The sequence below is a fragment of the Moorena sp. SIO3A2 genome, assembly GCF_010672265.1.
Taxonomy (GTDB): Bacteria; Cyanobacteriota; Cyanobacteriia; order Cyanobacteriales; family Coleofasciculaceae; genus Moorena; species Moorena producens.
Genome location: NZ_JAAHHC010000047.1, coordinates 1 through 16,715 on the forward strand (window position 1 = coordinate 1; position 16,715 = coordinate 16,715).

Here is a 16,715-nt window from a genome sequence, read left to right on the forward strand (position 1 = left end):
GAAAGACAGGTGGCAGGCTCAACTCCAATTGCCGCACTTACCACCTCTCACTCGGACAACAATAGATTGCACCTTGACCGGCTTATTCGGGTTTGTCCCAACTAATCCCGGTTTAAGAGTATCTCTAGACAAGGTAAGGGACATGCAGGGTGTTTACAAATTATTTTCCCTTACCCAAAAACCTTTGAGATGGACGTCATTAGCTAGAGCCATTGACTAGCAGAAGGTAAGGGAGATGCAGGGTGTTTATAAAATTATTTTCCCTTATCCAAAAATTTTTTGAGTGTTGACCGTTGACTATTTAGTGTTGACTGTTGACTGTTTTTGTTTGACTATTTAGTGTTAACTATTTATTATATAATATTGATTATTGACTGTTAATAAACAGCAATATTGCTAGCATTTCCTACTTACCAAGAGTCATCTACCGTGTTATTCAACTCATACGCTTTCATCTTCGGCTTTCTTCCCATTACCCTGGTGGTTTTTTTTGGCTTAAGTCGCTTCCGTTTGGTTAAAGCTACCTGGGTATGGATGACGTTAGCATCCCTATTTTTTTATGGTTATTGGAAAATTGCTTATCTGCCTCTGCTCCTAATTTCAATTAGTGGTAACTATGTCATTGGCAAACAGATAGAGAAGCTAGTAATTCTGTTAGAAGAAGGAAGTGGAGAGGATAGTCCGGCTCCCACGACCGTGAATAACATGTCGATCAGCTTCAGAGGAAGAGGGGAAGGAGAGGAAGGAAATTTAGCTGTAATTTCTCCCAATAAAAACAATAACATCTCAAACCTAGTTTCCAAAGTAGTTAGTTATAAACAGCAAACTAAACTCCTGCTTTGGATAGGAATTTGCTTTAACCTAGCGATTTTGGGCTATTTCAAATATGCTAACTTTTTCGTAGATTCATTAAACCATATTTTTGGGACAAATATCACTATTCCTACCATCTTACTTCCCTTAGCGATTTCTTTTTATAGCTTTACCCAAATTGCCTATATTGTTGATGCTTATCGTGGGGAAACGAAAAAGTGTAGGTATAATTTTATGACCTATAGCCTGTTTGTGTCTTTCTTTCCCCAACTCATAGCCGGTCCAATTCTCCGTTACGATGAACTATTGCCCCAGTTTGAGAAGTTACGCAATAGCCTGTTTTCCTGGAAAAACATGGGAATGGGGCTAAGCCTATTTATCCTAGGCTTAGGTAAAAAAGTTGCGATCGCAGATAATCTATCCCCCTGGGTAGCCACTATTTTTAACAATAGTGACCAACTCAGCTTTGTAGAAGCCTGGGTGGGAGCATTGAGTTATACCTTTCAACTGTATTTCGATTTTTCCGGCTACTCTGACATGGCAATTGGCTTAGGGTTAATCACAAATATCCGCCTACCGATTAACTTTAATTCCCCCTACAAAGCGAGATCTATCAGTGACTTCTGGCGACGTTGGCACATCACTTTGTCGAATTTTCTCCGGGATTACCTCTATATTCCTCTTGGTGGTAATCGTCGCGGTCGTCTACGTCAATATGGTAACTTATTAGCTACAATGCTTCTCGGAGGATTGTGGCATGGTGCTGGCTGGACATTTGTGATTTGGGGGGGACTCCATGGCTTATTTCTGGTAATTAATCATAGGTGGCGGCAAATGAAGCTATCGATGCCAAAAATTCTAGCCTGGATGCTGACATTTTTAGCAGTGGTAAGTACGTGGGTATTGTTTCGGGCAACTAGTATTAGTGATGGTCTAGGAATATTACAGGCAATGGTAGGACTCAAGGGCGTTATCTTGCCTACTACTTATCAAAATACCTTGGGTTGGTTAACCCCCTTAGGCATCCAATTTCAGGAGTGGCAAGATATGAAACGTCTTCTGCCACCTATAGGGTTAGAAAAGACCTTCATGGTACTCTTCGGACTAATCCTAGGGGTTACCTTTTTGCCTAATACCCAGCAAATCATGAAACACTTCAAGCCTAGCTGGTACTGGGCCACAGCTATTGGCTTAATCGCTACATTTTGCCTACTATCTCTTAACCGAGTTTCCGAATTTCTTTACTTCCAGTTTTAAGGTGAGCTATCAGCTTAAGCGCTACGCGCACGCTACGCGAACAGCTATCAGCCATTCCCGTAGCGTGGCCAAGGCTGACGGCTGACCGCTGACCGCTGAATGCTTACGTTTTACTGAGATCTTGCACCATTGTCATTAATCTTCGGGTGGGCAGTGCCTACCAACGTGGTTTGCAAGCTTCATTATCTGTCTGGTGCACTGCCCACCCTACATGAACTCCTCCCTCTTCCCAAAGGGATGCCTAATCTTAAGTAACAGCTGGAACAGCTGATTCACTAGCTGTTACTGGTTTAGTGGGTGCTTTATTACTAAATGTCAGCCCTTGATCTCCACAATCAATGAAAATGGTATCCCCTTCGATAAACATATTTTCTAAAATCTTAGTAGCAATGGGATTTTCTAACTCTCGCTGAATTGCCCGCTTCAAGGGACGAGCACCATAGACGGGGTCATATCCAGCGTCGGTGAGATAATCCTGAGCTTGCTCGGACATTTCCAGGGTAATCTTTTGCTCTGCCAACAGCCGCTCAATCCGTTTGAGTTGAATCCCGACAATTTTCCGCAATTCATCCCGGGTTAGGGTATGGAATATGATCACATCATCGACCCGGTTCACAAATTCTGGGCGAAAATGCGATCGCAAAGACTCCGTCACTCGTTTGCGCATTTCCTCATACTGGGAATCATCCCCAGCTACTCCCAAAATATGCTCACTGCCAATATTGCTGGTCATGACAATAATGGTATTCCGGAAATCGACGGTTCTGCCTTGGGAGTCGGTAATTCGTCCGTCGTCAAGTACCTGTAACAAAATGTTAAATACATCCCGGTGTGCCTTTTCCACCTCATCGAGCAATACTACTGAGTAAGGACGCCTACGCACGGACTCTGACAGTTGTCCTCCTTCTTCATACCCTACATATCCTGGTGGGGCACCTACTAACCGAGAAACTGCGTGTTTCTCCATATACTCGGACATATCAATCCGCACCAGAGCTTCTTCACTGTCAAACAGAAACTGTGCCAACGCTCTAGCTAATTCGGTTTTACCGACCCCAGTTGGTCCCATAAACAAGAAGGAACCAATGGGACGCCCGGGATCTTTCATCCCTGCTCTAGCACGACGAATGGCAGCAGCTACAGCAGAAACGGCTTCTGTTTGCCCAATCACCCGTTTATGTAAATGTCCTTCGAGCTGTAATAACTTCTGGCGCTCTGATTCCAGCAATCGCTTCAGGGGAATACCGGTCCATTTAGCCACAATTTCAGCAATATCGGATTCACTGACTTGTTCTCGCAACAGAGCACTACCCCCGGATTGGAGTTCCAACATCATACTCTCTTTAGCTTCCCGGTCCCGCTGTAAAGCTTCTAATTTGCCATATTTTAGCTGGGCTGCCTTATTGAGGTCATAATTGCGTTCCGCTTGTTCCACTTGTACCCTTAACTGTTCTTCCTCCTCTTTTAAGGCACTGATGTCTTGTAACAGTTGCTTTTCCGATTGCCATTGTTTATTGAGTTGTTCCTGTTTTCCCCGTAAAACCACAATTTCCTTTTCAATGCGCTCTAACCGTTCCTGGGCAGAACTATAGGTGGCGGAGGTGGTACTGGTTCGCTTATCTTCCCCTTCTAGAGATAACTTTTCCATTTCCAGCTGCATCAGCCTGCGGTCAGTAGCTTCCAATTCCACTGGCTTGGAGGTAATTTCCATTTTGATTTTGGCTGCGGCCTCATCCACCAAATCAATAGCTTTATCGGGTAAAAATCGGTCAGTAATGTAGCGCTGGGATAAGGTAGCTGCTGCTACCAAGGCTGAGTCGGTTATATTAACCCCATGATGGACTTCATAGCGTTCTTTGAGTCCCCGCAAAATAGAAATGGTGTCTTCTACAGTTGGTTGCTTAACATAGACTTGCTGAAACCTACGTTCTAGAGCAGCATCCTTTTCAATATGCTTGCGGTATTCATCAAGGGTAGTTGCTCCAATACAACGCAATTCTCCCCGAGCTAGCATTGGTTTGAGTAAATTCCCTGCATCCATAGTGCCACCGCTAGCACCAGCTCCGACTACGGTGTGCAATTCATCGATAAACAGGACAATTTGACCATCTGAGTGGGTCACTTCCCTAAGCACAGCTCTAAGTCGGTCTTCAAATTCTCCCCGATATTTAGCACCTGCAATCAAGCTGCCCATATCTAAGGAAATCAGCTGGCGGTTTTTGAGGGATTCTGGGACATCCCCATTCACAATTCGTTGGGCTAGTCCTTCTGCGATCGCAGTTTTTCCTACCCCTGGCTCTCCAATCAACACGGGGTTATTTTTCGACCGACGAGATAGCACCTGAACCACCCGACGAATTTCCTCATCCCGACCAATCACTGGGTCAAGTTTTCCGGCTTGAGCGGCTTCGGTCAAATCCCGTCCGTACTTTTCCAATGCTTCGTAACGGGATTCGGGATTTTGGTCTGTGACCTTTTGAGAGCCTCGGATGGCTTTAATGGCCTCTTCGAGCTTGGCGGCATCCTGGTTATGGGTTTTGAGCAAGCGGCGTCCTACCCGTTCATCCACCGCTAAACCCAGTAACAGATGTTCTACTGCAATATACTCATCCTCCAAAGTCTTGCGATAGGCTTCCGCATTATCGAGCATCACATCCAAACCACGACCCAGGTACAATTGGTCTAGGTTAGCGACCTTAGGTTGGCGCGTCGCAAAATTTTCCAGTTGTTGCTGAAACCGGTTAACATCAACAGTGACACGGGATAGAATCCGATTGGGTAGCCCATCTTGTTCCAACAATGCGATCGCAACGTGTTCGACTTCCAGCTGTTGATTTTTGCAGCGACGGGCGACATCTTGAGATTTAACAATCGCTTCCCAGGCTTTATCTGTAAACTTGTTGGCGTCAGTGGGCTGCATATCCTACAACAAATCTCGCTTTTTTACCATCTATGCTGTGGTTAGTATAGCAATCCCTTTCACCCTCTATCCGGAAAGTCTGGCTTGAAATTCATCAATGGTAGATTTTGATTGGTAAGCATATGCGCTACGCGCAGGCTACGCCAACAGCTATCAGCCCTTAGCCGTCAGCTAATCAACGGTCGGTAGTAAACAAGCTGGGGGGTACTGCTACGGCTGGTTAAAAATCCCTGCTGGTTTTACTCATCCTTAAAGCACCTGATAGCACCTCAAGTAGCGCATTAGCTTATAACTGACGGCTGAACGCACACGCGTGCGCGTAGCGCATATGCTTACTAATGTGCTCTGTATGCTTTCGGTGTCATGCCGGTAAATTCTCGAAACTTTTTGCTTAAGTGGCTGTGGCTGTTGAAGCCACACTCTAAGGCAATGTCTACAATTAATCGGTCTTTTTGTTTCAACAACTGCTTCGCCCGTTCTACCCGTTGCTGGATCAAGTATTGGTAGGGAGACATGCCGATTGATTGCTTAAATAGACGGCTGAAATGAAATTGGCTCATGTCTAGCAATCGAGCTAATTCTGCCAGTTTAATATCTCGATCTAAATGTGTATCAATGTAATCTATAATTTGCTGCAGTTGACGCAGGGGTAAGCCACCCTGGTAAATTGGCAACTGAGGTTTGGTAGCTGCGTGTTGCCTCAGTAAATTGACTGCCAAGACGTTAGCCAGAGAATCAATGTAAAGTGTGCTGCCTGAAGATTCCTGTTGAAGTTCAGTAAGTAGCATGATTGCGGACGCTTCAATCTGTGGATTGCGAATCCGAAATTCTGGCAGTAATTCTAGCCGATCGGGATTCTGTTCAAGGCTTTCTCTAGCAACACTTTGAATAAACTGAGATTTCAGCCGAATCTGCAAGTAATTATCATCACTGTCCCACCGAGCAAAAAACGGTGTCTTGGCAGGGGTAATGGACATGTCTCCTTTTTTATACAGCCCTGTGTAGCTCTTGCCTGCCTGAATTTGTAGCAAGCGAACGGGACGAGGAGCAAGGGAGATAGAAAGGGTATGCTCATCATTGTAATGACAATTTCCCTCTCCAGCAGGATGTTGGAAGTGTTGGACTCGAATATTTTCCCAGCTTTGAGTTTGGCGAGACTTCTGGGATAAGCCATTGGTTTCAGCCTGTTGGATAGCAGGATTTTTCATAATCCAAGGCCAGTGCGTCTAGTTCTGATCTAAGCTATCAGCGATCAGCTATCAGCGATCAGCTATCAGCTAATGCGCTACAGATGGTACTAATTGATGTGCTTATGGGCTATTAGGAAGCTACGGAACTTTTGAATCTGAGTAAAGTCCCAGCCTCGTTCGCACAGCGTGGCCAAACGCGCACGCGTGGCCGTTCGCGTAGCGTGGCCAAAAGGCCAAAAGGCCAAGGCCAAAGCCTGTGCCACAAGGCTGACCGCTGACCGCTGACCGCTGAATGCTTTAGTTCCGATTATATTCAGCTTGGGGTAGTTTCCAGCAAAAACGTGAAAAGCGTTCGCCCTTAGGCGGGCACGAAGTGCCATCGCAAGATTGTGATAGTACCACAAGAATTAGATAGCTGAGCATCAATTGCCTTTCTAAGCTGTAAGGGTGATTGTTAAGCAGAAAGTATCAAGAAGATGAATATACTTATTTTTGGTTCAACCGGTGGTACAGGTCGTCAGGTTGTGGAACAGGCCCTTGACCAGGGACACAGGGTTACAGCATTTGCACGAAATCCCGCCAAGCTGGACATCAACCACGCAAATCTCAAGGTTGTTCAGGGGGATGTCATGGATCTGCCATCAGTGGAGAAGGCGGTCCAAGGTCAAGAAGCAGTGGTGTGTGTACTCGGAGCAGGTCAGAAGATGACAGGGACAATCCGGTCAGAGGGGACACGACAGATTATCCAAGCCATGGAGAAATCAGGCATCCGACGCTTTATCTGCCAATCAACTCTTGGAGCAGGAGATAGTTGGGAAAATCTTAACTTCTTTTGGAAGTATATCATGTTTGGATTCCTGTTACGGAACGTGTTTGCTGATCATCAAAGGCAGGAAAACTATGTTTTGCAAAGCGGTCTAGACTGGACAATTGTTCGTCCTGGAGCCTTTGTAGATGGGAATCGCACTGGCAAATACCGACACGGCTTTCCAAGTAACGATAAAACATCAAAACTCAAAATTTCTCGTGCTGATGTTGCTGACTTCATATTGAAGCAACTGGCAGATGACAAGTATATTCACAAGACACCAAGTTTGTCCTATTGAAGAGAGCATTCAGCAATCAGCGATCAGCAATCAGCGATCAGCAATCAGCTTATGGGCTAGACGAAAGCTACCAGAACAGCTATCTGCGAAAGCCCTGTGGCCACGATACGGGAACAGTTTATGCCCATAGCTTCACAGCCTAGAAGCCTGTTCCACTTTACTTGAGGTGCTTTTGAATAAAATAAGCTGACTGCTGACTGCTGACTGCTGACTGCTTACATATTAAACACTTTCAAAAAACACGAAAATTCCTAGGAGGCTTTATGGTAACTGTTAACAACTTCCGCTTTTCTCTAATGCTGTTAACAGCAATCGGCAGTGGTCTGGCCGCTGGCATCTTCTTCGCCTTTTCGACTTTTGTGATGAAGGCTTTGGCTCAGCAACCACCAGCACAGGGTATTGCTACCATGCAATCGATTAATATCACTGTGATCAATCCTTGGTTTATGCTGGCATTTCTGGGAACCGCTGCTGCTTGCACATTGCTGACTATTTCGTTACTGCTACAGTGGCATCAACCGGTTGCTGTCTATTGGCTGGCGGGTACTTTGCTTTATCTGATTGGCACAATCGGCGTAACCTTCGCGTGCAATATCCCGCTTAATGATGCCCTGGCAATCGTTACGCCAGACAGTACTGAAGCCACAACCCTATGGGCAAGATTCCTGACCGATTGGACATTTTGGAACCATGTTCGGACGGCAGCAGCATTTTTGGCAGCAATGCTGTTTACAATTGCCCTTTGCGTTCGCCCTTAGGCGGGCACGACGAAGTGCCATCGCCCGGTGCAATTATGGAATGAGGAACGAAGCGACACTCATCCGATAGGGGAGTGTCGCTTGGTTACAGCTCTTTTTGTCGTTTGGTTTTTTATGTATTGTCCTCAATACAAACAATCATGTAGCCTACCAGGATAGATATAGCACTACCCATTAAGATGTTTGACATTTGTAAACTCCGAAACCTAGTCCTAGCTTACTTCTGACTTCTGAATTCTGACTTCTAACTTGCGCGTAGCGCTATAATTGCATTTGCTTGGAAGTATGCATATTCCCAAGAAAATGTCAATACCCCTGATTACTTACCAACTAACCCCCTTGCGACTTGCTAGTATCTAGCGTCTAAAATAAAAGAAAGTAATCGATACTACAATTGTTCAAGAAACTTGACTACATCTGAGCCGCCAAAAAAATTAGTCATCAAAAAAATACCCCCGATTGAGCGCAAACCCCAAATCGCACTCAAGAGCGTCACTAATTCTGACGGTGAAGTTTTCGAGTGCCAAGACCAGATTATAGTAAAAGCGCCTTGGGGAAGTAGAGCTACTGCGGAGATTACAGCCTTGTATCAGGACGAGAGTGGCAATGCTTGGGCACAATATAAGCCAAGTGAATCTGACCCGAAGTGGGATTGGGAGGGAGGCTGTATCCGTGCAGAGCGACTGAGAAAAGCTTGAATCCCAGATCTATGACCGATTCGAGCGCTCAGCTAGGATAAGGCTTCACCATCTTAGTCGCCCAATACACATGAAAAACCTCTGTTACTGCTCCAGCCCTTCGAATCGGCACTGTCCCTATTTCCTGCATATCCTGAAAATAAGCTCGATAGCTATCTGTCAACTCTTGAAATCGCTCCAGAGTAAGGTATAATCCATCTTTACCCAACCATTGCTCAGGCTGGAACCAGACCATAAAACCACGCATATCCTCTCCCAAACAGGTAATTGGTGTAGAGGTCAGGGGAGTAATCGCCATCGCTACGATCCCACTGATATAAAACCCATTAGTAAAGACAAAGCTAGAGGTTTCTAATGCCTCACTCAGCACAGGAGACTGAGCAAATCCTTGTCGCAGTTGCTGAATATCAATCAGTTCTGTAGAGGGGTCATCCTTGGGAGAGACAAAACCCCCTAGTAAAGCATAGTGACCGGATTTTTGCAGTGTTCCTGTCGTGATATGCAGTAGCACAAACAATAATAGGCTAGCTATTGCTATGGCTGAACCCTTTAGCCATCGGTTAACCCAACCGCGCGATGACAGGAAGTGCCCGCCTAAAGGCGATCGCATTTGCCACTGTTGCGCCTGTTGCCCTAGTAGTAAGGTTATCCCCCAAAATCCTGGCATTGGCCAAGTGGGCAAAATTTGGTGATATCCTGCTAAGAGGGTAAAGCCTACAACTAGGGGTAGGGATACCCATAGGATCAATCTTGACTCCAATTTTGATGTCTTGCTATACCCGGTAAATTGAGTAAGTAGCGATCGCAAACTCACCCACCACATGGGCAATGCCATCGTAGGGAAAAGATAAGCTATTCCAGATAAAACTATCACTAATACATTTAGCCAATTGTAGCCCTGCTGAGGTACCTCTGGCTCTGGTTTAAAACGGGTGGATAAATGGAAAGTAAAGGATATCCAATCATGCTGTATATTCCAGTACCAAATTGGAAAAATAGTTATGATAAATAACATTAAACCTAGCCATGCCCAAGGTGACAATAATGCACAACGATGACGTGGACTCGTTAAGCAAAAACCAACTAATCCTAAGCCCAAAACAAAGCCATGATATTTCCCTAGACAAGCTAAACCTACTAAAATACCCAGGAGTGCTAACCGATAGCTAGGTCGGTATGAACTATAAATAGGAGTTAGGGTGTGGGGGTTAGGGTGTGGAGTATTGGAAGATAAACTATTGGGTTGACTAGATAATTTTTTACTTAAATTTTTCCCTCTGAGGGTAAAAAATTCGTAAGCAGCACATAACAAACTAGCTGACCAGAAAAATATCAGGGGACTATCGGGTAGGGTAAGTACACCAAAGCCAATTTGAAAAATCGGAATAATGGTAGCGATCGCTAACGTTAATCTAGCCGCTTTGGTGTTAAATAGATGAGTGCTAGTCAGATACAGTAGCAATAGGCTACCTGTATACAAAATCAGGGAACCCAGACGAATGGTGAATTGGGAAACCTCTCCCGTTATCCAAGTACCAAAGCCAGTAGTCAGGGCAACTAAAACTGGGTGATCAAAATAACTCCAGTCTAGATGCAGGCTATAGACATAGTAATAGGCTTCATCAATACCAGGGTAAAGCCAAAAAGCAATGATACACCGAAACAGTAGCCCCCCTAGCAGCCAACCAAGTACAAATTGATGTTGAGACAACCTTTTCAGGGCGTTATGCATCATGTATAATAGCAGTTTTCAATGGGGTGAGGTACAAATTACTGGCTTTTAGGGAGCAGGAATCCCTTACAGGGGTAGGTTTTTTACATTTGGGTCGGGAGTCGGGAGCGGTGCGACCCGTGGCGAATTTAATTACGGGTCAAGCGCACCGAGGGAGTCGGGAGCGGTGCGACCCGTGGCGAATTTAATTACGGGTCAAGCGCACCGAGGGAGTTAACAGAAGCAGGAAATGGGCAGAATTATTCCGAAAATGATTGTGTATTTTGATACATATATTTAGGATTTTATACAATCATGAAAGTATAGCACTACGCATTAAAGTTAGGACATTGATAAAAGCAGAAAAAGGTGCGACCCGTGGCGAATTTAATAATTAGATGCGGAAAGCGCACCTGCGCTAATGCACTTGCACTTTTGCCTCTTGCCTCCTTTTTAAGGGGGGTTAGGGGGGATTCCTCTTGCCTTGCGCGTAGCGCTATACTTACTCGCCCCAATGTTCACAAACCTACCCTTGTAAGGTTAGGGGGGATTCCTGCCTCACAAGTGTAGGTTTTTTAATTTGGGGGGAGTAACGACTCATGGATCAGCTATAGAGTAGATTAACCAGCAACTGTGTATAAGTGTTAATCCAAATCTAAATCCGTTACTGCTCCGACACTACTGGAAGAGACTAAGGTGGCATACTTTGCCAATACCCCTGTGGTATAACGGGGCTTGGGTGGTTGCCAACTAGCACGGCGTTGCTCTAATTCTTGATCGGACACATTTAGTTGTAAGTATCGCTGATGGGCATCAATGGTAATCATATCCCCTTCCTGGACTAATGCGATCGCACCTCCAACCGCTGCTTCTGGTGCGACATGACCGACTACCATGCCATAAGTACCTCCAGAAAATCGTCCATCGGTAATTAATCCCACTGAATCACCTAACCCAGCACCAATAATGGCTGATGTGGGAGCCAGCATTTCCCGCATGCCTGGGCCACCCTTTGGTCCTTCATAGCGCACCACAATCACATCACCAGAGTTGATCTTACCTGCGAGAATCGCATCTAAGCAGGCTTCCTCGGATTCAAATACTCGCGCTGGACCGGTGATTTGAGGATTTTTTACCCCAGTAATCTTTGCTACTGACCCTTCTGTGGCCAGATTCCCTTTCAGAATGGCTAAGTGTCCTTGAGCATACACAGGATTATCCCAAGGACGAATTACATCTTGGTCAGCAGGGGGTTGATCAGGTACCTCTTCTAACACTTCCGCTATAGTTTGGCCGGAAATGGTCAAAGCATCCCCATGGAGCAAATCATGGACCAACAGCATTTTCATCACTTGGGGAATCCCCCCGGCGCGGTGCAAATTTACAGTGACATAGCGACCACTGGGTTTGAGGTCACACAGGACTGGTACTTTCCCCCGGATGGTTTCAAAGTCATCAATGGATAAGGCTACTCCAGCAGCATGGGCGATCCCTAATAGATGCAAGACTGAGTTGGTGGAACCACCTACTGCCATAATTACTGCGATCGCATTCTCAAAAGCCTTTCGTGTTAAAATAGCCCTAGGTAGTATTTGCTGGCGAATTGCTTCGACTAACACAAAAGCAGATTTCTCAGCACTATCGGCTTTCTCAATATCTTCCGCTGCCATGGTAGAGGAATAGGGCAAACTCATCCCCATTGCCTCAAAAGCAGAGGACATAGTATTAGCGGTAAACATGCCGCCACAGGAACCAGCACCAGGGCAAGCGTTGAGTTCCACCGCCTTGAGTTTAGCCTCGTCAATCTTGCCAGCACTGTGTTGACCAACAGCTTCAAAGGCACTCACTACCGTTAAATCTTGACCATCGAGATGTCCAGGTTTAATCGTGCCACCATAAACGAAAATTGCTGGGATATTCATCCTGGCAATGGCAATCATCGCCCCTGGCATATTCTTATCGCAGCCGCCAATGGCCAAAACTCCATCCATACTTTGGCCATTACAAGCGGTCTCAATAGAATCAGCAATTACTTCCCGGGATACCAGGGAATATTTCATCCCTTCCGTTCCCATGGAAATCCCGTCACTAATCGTAATTGTACCAAACATCTGAGCCATAGCACCAGCAGTGGTCAATCCCGCCTCTGCTCGTTTGGCCAAATCATTTAACCCCAAATTGCACGGAGTAATAGTGCTGTAGCCATTAGCAAGACCAACAATGGGCTTAGTAAAATCGTCATCAGTGAAACCAACAGCCCTCAGCATGGCTCGGTTAGGGGCTCGCTGAACACCTTGGGTAACCACTTGGCTTCTCAAATTCTCCGGCATGGATATGTTCTCCTCAAAGGTTAGAGTCTCTACCAGAGATTTTAGATTTAGCCATCAAATTTAGCCATCATATCAAGTCTGGTTGAATACCCATCATCGGGAGTGTGGTAAGTGTGGGGAGATAGGGAGATAGGGATATTTTTATTAAGGGTATGAAAACCGGATTTAGCTAGATTAGCTAAGGGAGTGCAGTTTCCTCGACTGGACGTACAATTGTTGGTGTCTTACTTTGCTCTGGCTTAAAGATGGCATCAAGTGCTTCTTTTAGATTTTGAGCCATAATAATCTGGTTTTGATAAACCACAATAACTCGCACTAATGTTGGCAGACTATGTTGCTCAGCTTCTATATACAATGGCTCAACATACAGTAGAGATTGCTCGATGGGAATAACCAAAAGATTCCCCTGAACTGCTCTTGAACCCTTTTGATTCCATAAGGAAATTTGTTGAGAGATGACTGGATCTTGATTAATCAGGGCTTCAATTTGCTCTGGTCCATAGATTAGTTGTTGCTTGGGAAACTGATACAGGAGTAACTTGCCATAATGATCGCCATCAGAACGACCAGCTAGCCAACCAATTAAATTATTACGACCTGTAGGTGTATAGGGGTGGAGCAAGATAAATTCTTCTGATTTCTCCTTGGGCAGTTTCATGATAATGTAGTAGGGTTCCACTGATTTAGATTTACCAGCATAAATTTCCTGGGGAATCCGCCACAAATCCTCTTGGTTGTAAAAGACCTGGGGGTCAGTCATGTGATATGCTAGCAAGCGCTCGGATTGGATGTTAAATAGATCAATGGGGTAGCGCAAATGAGTCCGCAGGTTGCTGGGCATCTGATCCAGTGACTTGAAGAAATTCGGGAAAATCTTACTCCACGTTTGAATAATCGGGTCTTTTGGGTCAGCTATGTAGAAACTAACATCGCCATTGTAGGCATCAATAACCACTTTTACGGAGTTACGGATGTAGTTAAACTGGTTGTCACCTGGGTCGGCATAGGGGTAGCGATCGCTTGTGGTGTAGCCATCCACAATCCAGTAAAGATAATTCTTAGTGACCCCTGACTCCCCAACAGAAGTATCAGCAATTACCAGGTAGGGGTCAGCATCATAGCGTAAGAAGGGAGCGATCGCTTGAATCCGTTGCCGAATATTACGGCGGAACAGTAACCGTGTTTTGGGTGTGAAATTCCCAGTCAGTACCATCTGCCAGTCTTTAAGATACTGGGCAAACACTAACCGCCGCCAAAAGGAGTTTAGGGCAACACCACCAGTGCCATCGTAGGTGTTGTAAACGTTTTCTTCTCCACTGGGATAGTCTAATTCCTGAGTTTTGGTGGAGGTCATGATATAGTTATTGGTCAGTTCTCCGTAGTAAATCCGGGGTTGACCAATGGGGATACTATCACGAATTTCTGGAGAGGATGTATATAAGCTTCCTTTGAGCGCTTCACCTCCACCAGAACCGATGTCTTTAATAAAGTAGTATGGCAGTCCTCCCTCTCCTACCTGATTCACAGCAGAGAGGGTAAACCCATAGCCATGGGTATAGACTAAGTGTTTGTTAACCCAAGTTTGTGCTTGTTTGGGCACAGCATCATAGTCTAATTCCCTTGCAGCAATGAGTACTTGTTGTTTTTGAGTTTTTGAAGGTTTTCTAGGGTTTGTTCGCGTAGCGTGGCCGAAAGGCCAAGGTTTTCTAGGGTTTGTTCGCGTAGCGTGGCCGAAAGGCCAAGGTTGTTTGGTTGTTCGCGTAGCGTGGCCGAAAGGCCAAGGTTGTTTGGTTGTTCGCGTAGCGTGGCCGAAAGGCCAAGGTTGTTTGGTTGTTCGCGTAGCGTGGCCGAAAGGCCAAGGTTGAAAGTTACTTGGTTGAAAGTTACTTGCTTGAAGGTTATTGGCTTGAAGGTTATTGGCTTGAAGGTTATTGGCTTGAAGGGGGTTTTTTGAACTTTCAACCTTCAACTTGCTAACATTCAACCTGCCAACATTCAACCTGCCAACATTCAACCAGTCAACATTCAACCTGCTACCAACATTCAACCTGCCAACATTCAACCTGCCAACATTCAACCCAGCTTTCAACCCAGCCTTCAACCCAGCCTTCAACCCAGCTTTCAACTGGTTTGGATTAACTTTAATGGTGTAGCGATCAAAATTGGCGTCGGTAAATTGGTAGTAAAGTCTCAGTTGTTGCAGCTGACGATTACTTTGTAATAAGGGGCGGGTATCCCACAGGGGAATGTTGTCGATGGTTAGGTGATTTTTTTCTAGATCGGTGCTGGTGAGATTACCTTGGGGGTTAAAGGTTTCAGCTTCAATACTATCGAGGTCAAAAGCTGCTCTCGTCAGGGCAATAGTCCGAGCAATATAGGGTCTTTCTAAGGCTAACTCGTTGGGTTCGACTTTAAACCGTTGCACTGCTGCAGGTAAGATTATCCCAGCAATTCCCCATATCCCTAGGTATAAGCCGAGTATCCACAATGCTACTGGTATTTTGGTGGGCAGGCGGCGTATCCAGAAAATTGCTCTCAAGAGTAACAACAGTGCGATCGCAAATGCGAGAATGCTCAATCCTGTATTAAAGGGCAACTTGACTGAGACATTGGTATAGCCCGCACCATAAGCAACACCACGGGTTGAATACAGTAAGTTGTACCGGGAAAGCCAATAGTGGAAGGCTGTGATTGCCGACACAGCAGACCCAAGGCCATACAGGTGTCGTAGTTGGTTTTGGGAAAATCCCGGAAATTTCCCATCTGAGAGGCTATTGCCTGAGGTTAAGTAAATTAGCCATACCGCAACTAGACCAAAGAGAAATAAGCCCCCTAGCCAAAAATTCAATAGTTGCCATACCGGTACACCAAATACGTAGAAGCCGATATCCTGTCCAAATAGTGGCTCGGTAGTGTTAAAGTGAGTGGGATAGAGATACTCTAAAATTCTGCCCCATTGTTCTGAAATCACCATCGCCCAGGCAAAACTTAGTGCTAGGGCGATCGCTCTTAACCACAACTGAGCATTTACCATTAGCCCTACCATCACTGCGGAGATCATCCCCAGCTGCCAAACCAGATTGCTTCTGGATTCTGATAAAAATAGCTTTCCGAGAGATACCCAACCCAAGGGTGACGGTAGGGGGGGTGTCGCTTCACTCATAAAGGTGGCTGACAAGGTTTCTCGATGGAAATGCCAAACAGAAAAGGCCATTTTTCCGTAGTACAACAGCACCACCCCAACTAATAAACTGAGTGCTAGGGCAAATGGCAAAAGCGATCGCAATCTGAAGGCTGGGCGTTTTTTAGAAAATTTTCCTCTTGGTCTCACTCCCGATCTCACTATTGGGGAGGGTGAGTTTAACCGTGTTTGGTTAAGGGTTAAGGATGAAGAGTCAAGAGTCTTGAACCCTTTTAGCCAGGTAATCTCGAGATCTGCTAAGTTTTCTGGATGCTTGAAATGGTTGGCTAACCATAAATTGGTGAGCAAAAACCCCAATGATATGATAAATACAATTACCCACAAACTCAGCTGGGTCTGCAAACGCAGCAAGAAAGCCGATAGATAATCCACTTCCGTGAACCATAAAATTGCTGCTACCAGGTGAGATAGCAAATTCCAAGCTATCCATACACCCAGTAGCCCAGTAACCCAGCGCAATAGTTTGGTCATTGGTCTTTAGTTTTTGGTCATTACCAGCATAGCGTGGTCTATCAAAAACTAAGTATTCAGCTGTCAGCCGTCAGCCGTCAGCTTATTTTTCAAGTGGCATGCGCTATGGGCATAAACTGTTCGGTGTAGCGTCACCACAGGCTTTTAGCCGTTCGCTTAGCTGATAGCTGATCGCTGATAGGTCTCCACAAAATACCAATTCAAGTAGGGTGGGCAAAGTTCTGTGTACTATAATAAACATTTGAACCAAACTGTTTTT

Annotated in this window: 13 protein-coding genes; 7 read left to right on the forward strand and 6 right to left on the reverse strand. The window is 45.4% G+C overall.

Annotation, left to right across the window (positions count from 1 at the left end):
• Both F6K64_RS30990 and F6K64_RS30995 read left to right on the forward strand, forming a co-directional pair.
• On the forward strand, positions 1-220 hold a 220-nt coding region (locus F6K64_RS30990), incomplete at its 5' end, for a hypothetical protein (RefSeq protein ID WP_287267398.1).
• 209 nt (positions 221-429) lie between these two features.
• The gene (locus tag F6K64_RS30995) at positions 430-2,070 is read left to right on the forward strand and encodes an MBOAT family O-acyltransferase (RefSeq protein ID WP_287249750.1); all 1,641 of its coding nucleotides are present in this window, start codon (positions 430-432) and stop codon (positions 2,068-2,070) included.
• 247 nt (positions 2,071-2,317) lie between these two features.
• Here the strand turns inward: F6K64_RS30995 and clpB are convergent, their stop codons facing one another.
• The 3 genes from clpB to F6K64_RS31010 all read right to left on the reverse strand — a co-directional run bounded on the left by clpB (position 2,318) and on the right by F6K64_RS31010 (position 6,560).
• The gene (gene clpB / locus F6K64_RS31000; RefSeq protein ID WP_008183260.1) at positions 2,318-4,990 is read right to left on the reverse strand and encodes an ATP-dependent chaperone ClpB; all 2,673 of its coding nucleotides are present in this window, start codon (positions 4,988-4,990) and stop codon (positions 2,318-2,320) included.
• A gap of 335 nt (positions 4,991-5,325) precedes the next feature.
• The gene (locus tag F6K64_RS31005; RefSeq protein WP_287267399.1) at positions 5,326-6,198 is read right to left on the reverse strand and encodes a helix-turn-helix domain-containing protein; all 873 of its coding nucleotides are present in this window, start codon (positions 6,196-6,198) and stop codon (positions 5,326-5,328) included.
• A gap of 89 nt (positions 6,199-6,287) precedes the next feature.
• Positions 6,288-6,560 (reverse strand): hypothetical protein, encoded by a 273-nt coding sequence (locus tag F6K64_RS31010; RefSeq protein WP_287267401.1) that lies wholly within the window; start codon positions 6,558-6,560, stop codon positions 6,288-6,290.
• A gap of 96 nt (positions 6,561-6,656) precedes the next feature.
• Between F6K64_RS31010 and F6K64_RS31015 the strand changes: the two genes are divergently transcribed.
• The 4 genes from F6K64_RS31015 (at position 6,657) to F6K64_RS31030 (ending at position 8,742) form a co-directional block, all read left to right on the forward strand.
• A complete protein-coding gene (locus F6K64_RS31015) occupies positions 6,657-7,286 on the forward strand; it encodes an NAD(P)-dependent oxidoreductase (RefSeq protein WP_287267403.1) in 630 nt (209 codons plus the stop codon).
• Positions 7,283-7,429 (forward strand): hypothetical protein, encoded by a 147-nt coding sequence (locus F6K64_RS31020; RefSeq protein ID WP_287267404.1) that lies wholly within the window; start codon positions 7,283-7,285, stop codon positions 7,427-7,429. Before F6K64_RS31015 ends, F6K64_RS31020 begins: the two co-directional genes overlap by 4 nt.
• Before the next feature lie 120 nt (positions 7,430-7,549).
• A complete protein-coding gene (locus F6K64_RS31025; protein ID WP_287267405.1) occupies positions 7,550-8,044 on the forward strand; it encodes an anthrone oxygenase family protein in 495 nt (164 codons plus the stop codon).
• Between the two features lie 407 nt (positions 8,045-8,451).
• Positions 8,452-8,742: a hypothetical protein gene (locus tag F6K64_RS31030; protein WP_287249755.1), complete on the forward strand. Its 291-nt coding sequence runs from the start codon at positions 8,452-8,454 to the stop codon at positions 8,740-8,742.
• A gap of 28 nt (positions 8,743-8,770) precedes the next feature.
• Here F6K64_RS31030 and F6K64_RS31035 read toward each other — a convergent pair whose 3' ends face one another.
• Complete coding sequence (locus F6K64_RS31035) at positions 8,771-10,474, reverse strand: ArnT family glycosyltransferase (protein WP_502708093.1); 1,704 nt, start codon at positions 10,472-10,474, stop codon at positions 8,771-8,773.
• A 26-nt stretch (positions 10,475-10,500) separates the two neighbouring features.
• Here F6K64_RS31035 and F6K64_RS31040 point away from each other — a divergent pair, with 26 nt between their 5' ends.
• A complete protein-coding gene (locus F6K64_RS31040) occupies positions 10,501-10,662 on the forward strand; it encodes a hypothetical protein (protein ID WP_158026776.1) in 162 nt (53 codons plus the stop codon).
• Between the two features lie 435 nt (positions 10,663-11,097).
• On the opposite strand, the gene ilvD is transcribed toward F6K64_RS31040, so the two are convergent.
• On the reverse strand, positions 11,098-12,783 hold the full coding sequence (ilvD, locus tag F6K64_RS31045) for a dihydroxy-acid dehydratase (RefSeq protein WP_287249757.1): 1,686 nt from the start codon (positions 12,781-12,783) through the stop codon (positions 11,098-11,100).
• 178 nt (positions 12,784-12,961) lie between these two features.
• Positions 12,962-16,456 (reverse strand): UPF0182 family protein, encoded by a 3,495-nt coding sequence (locus F6K64_RS31050; protein WP_287267408.1) that lies wholly within the window; start codon positions 16,454-16,456, stop codon positions 12,962-12,964.
• Between the last annotated feature and the right edge of the window lie 259 nt (positions 16,457-16,715).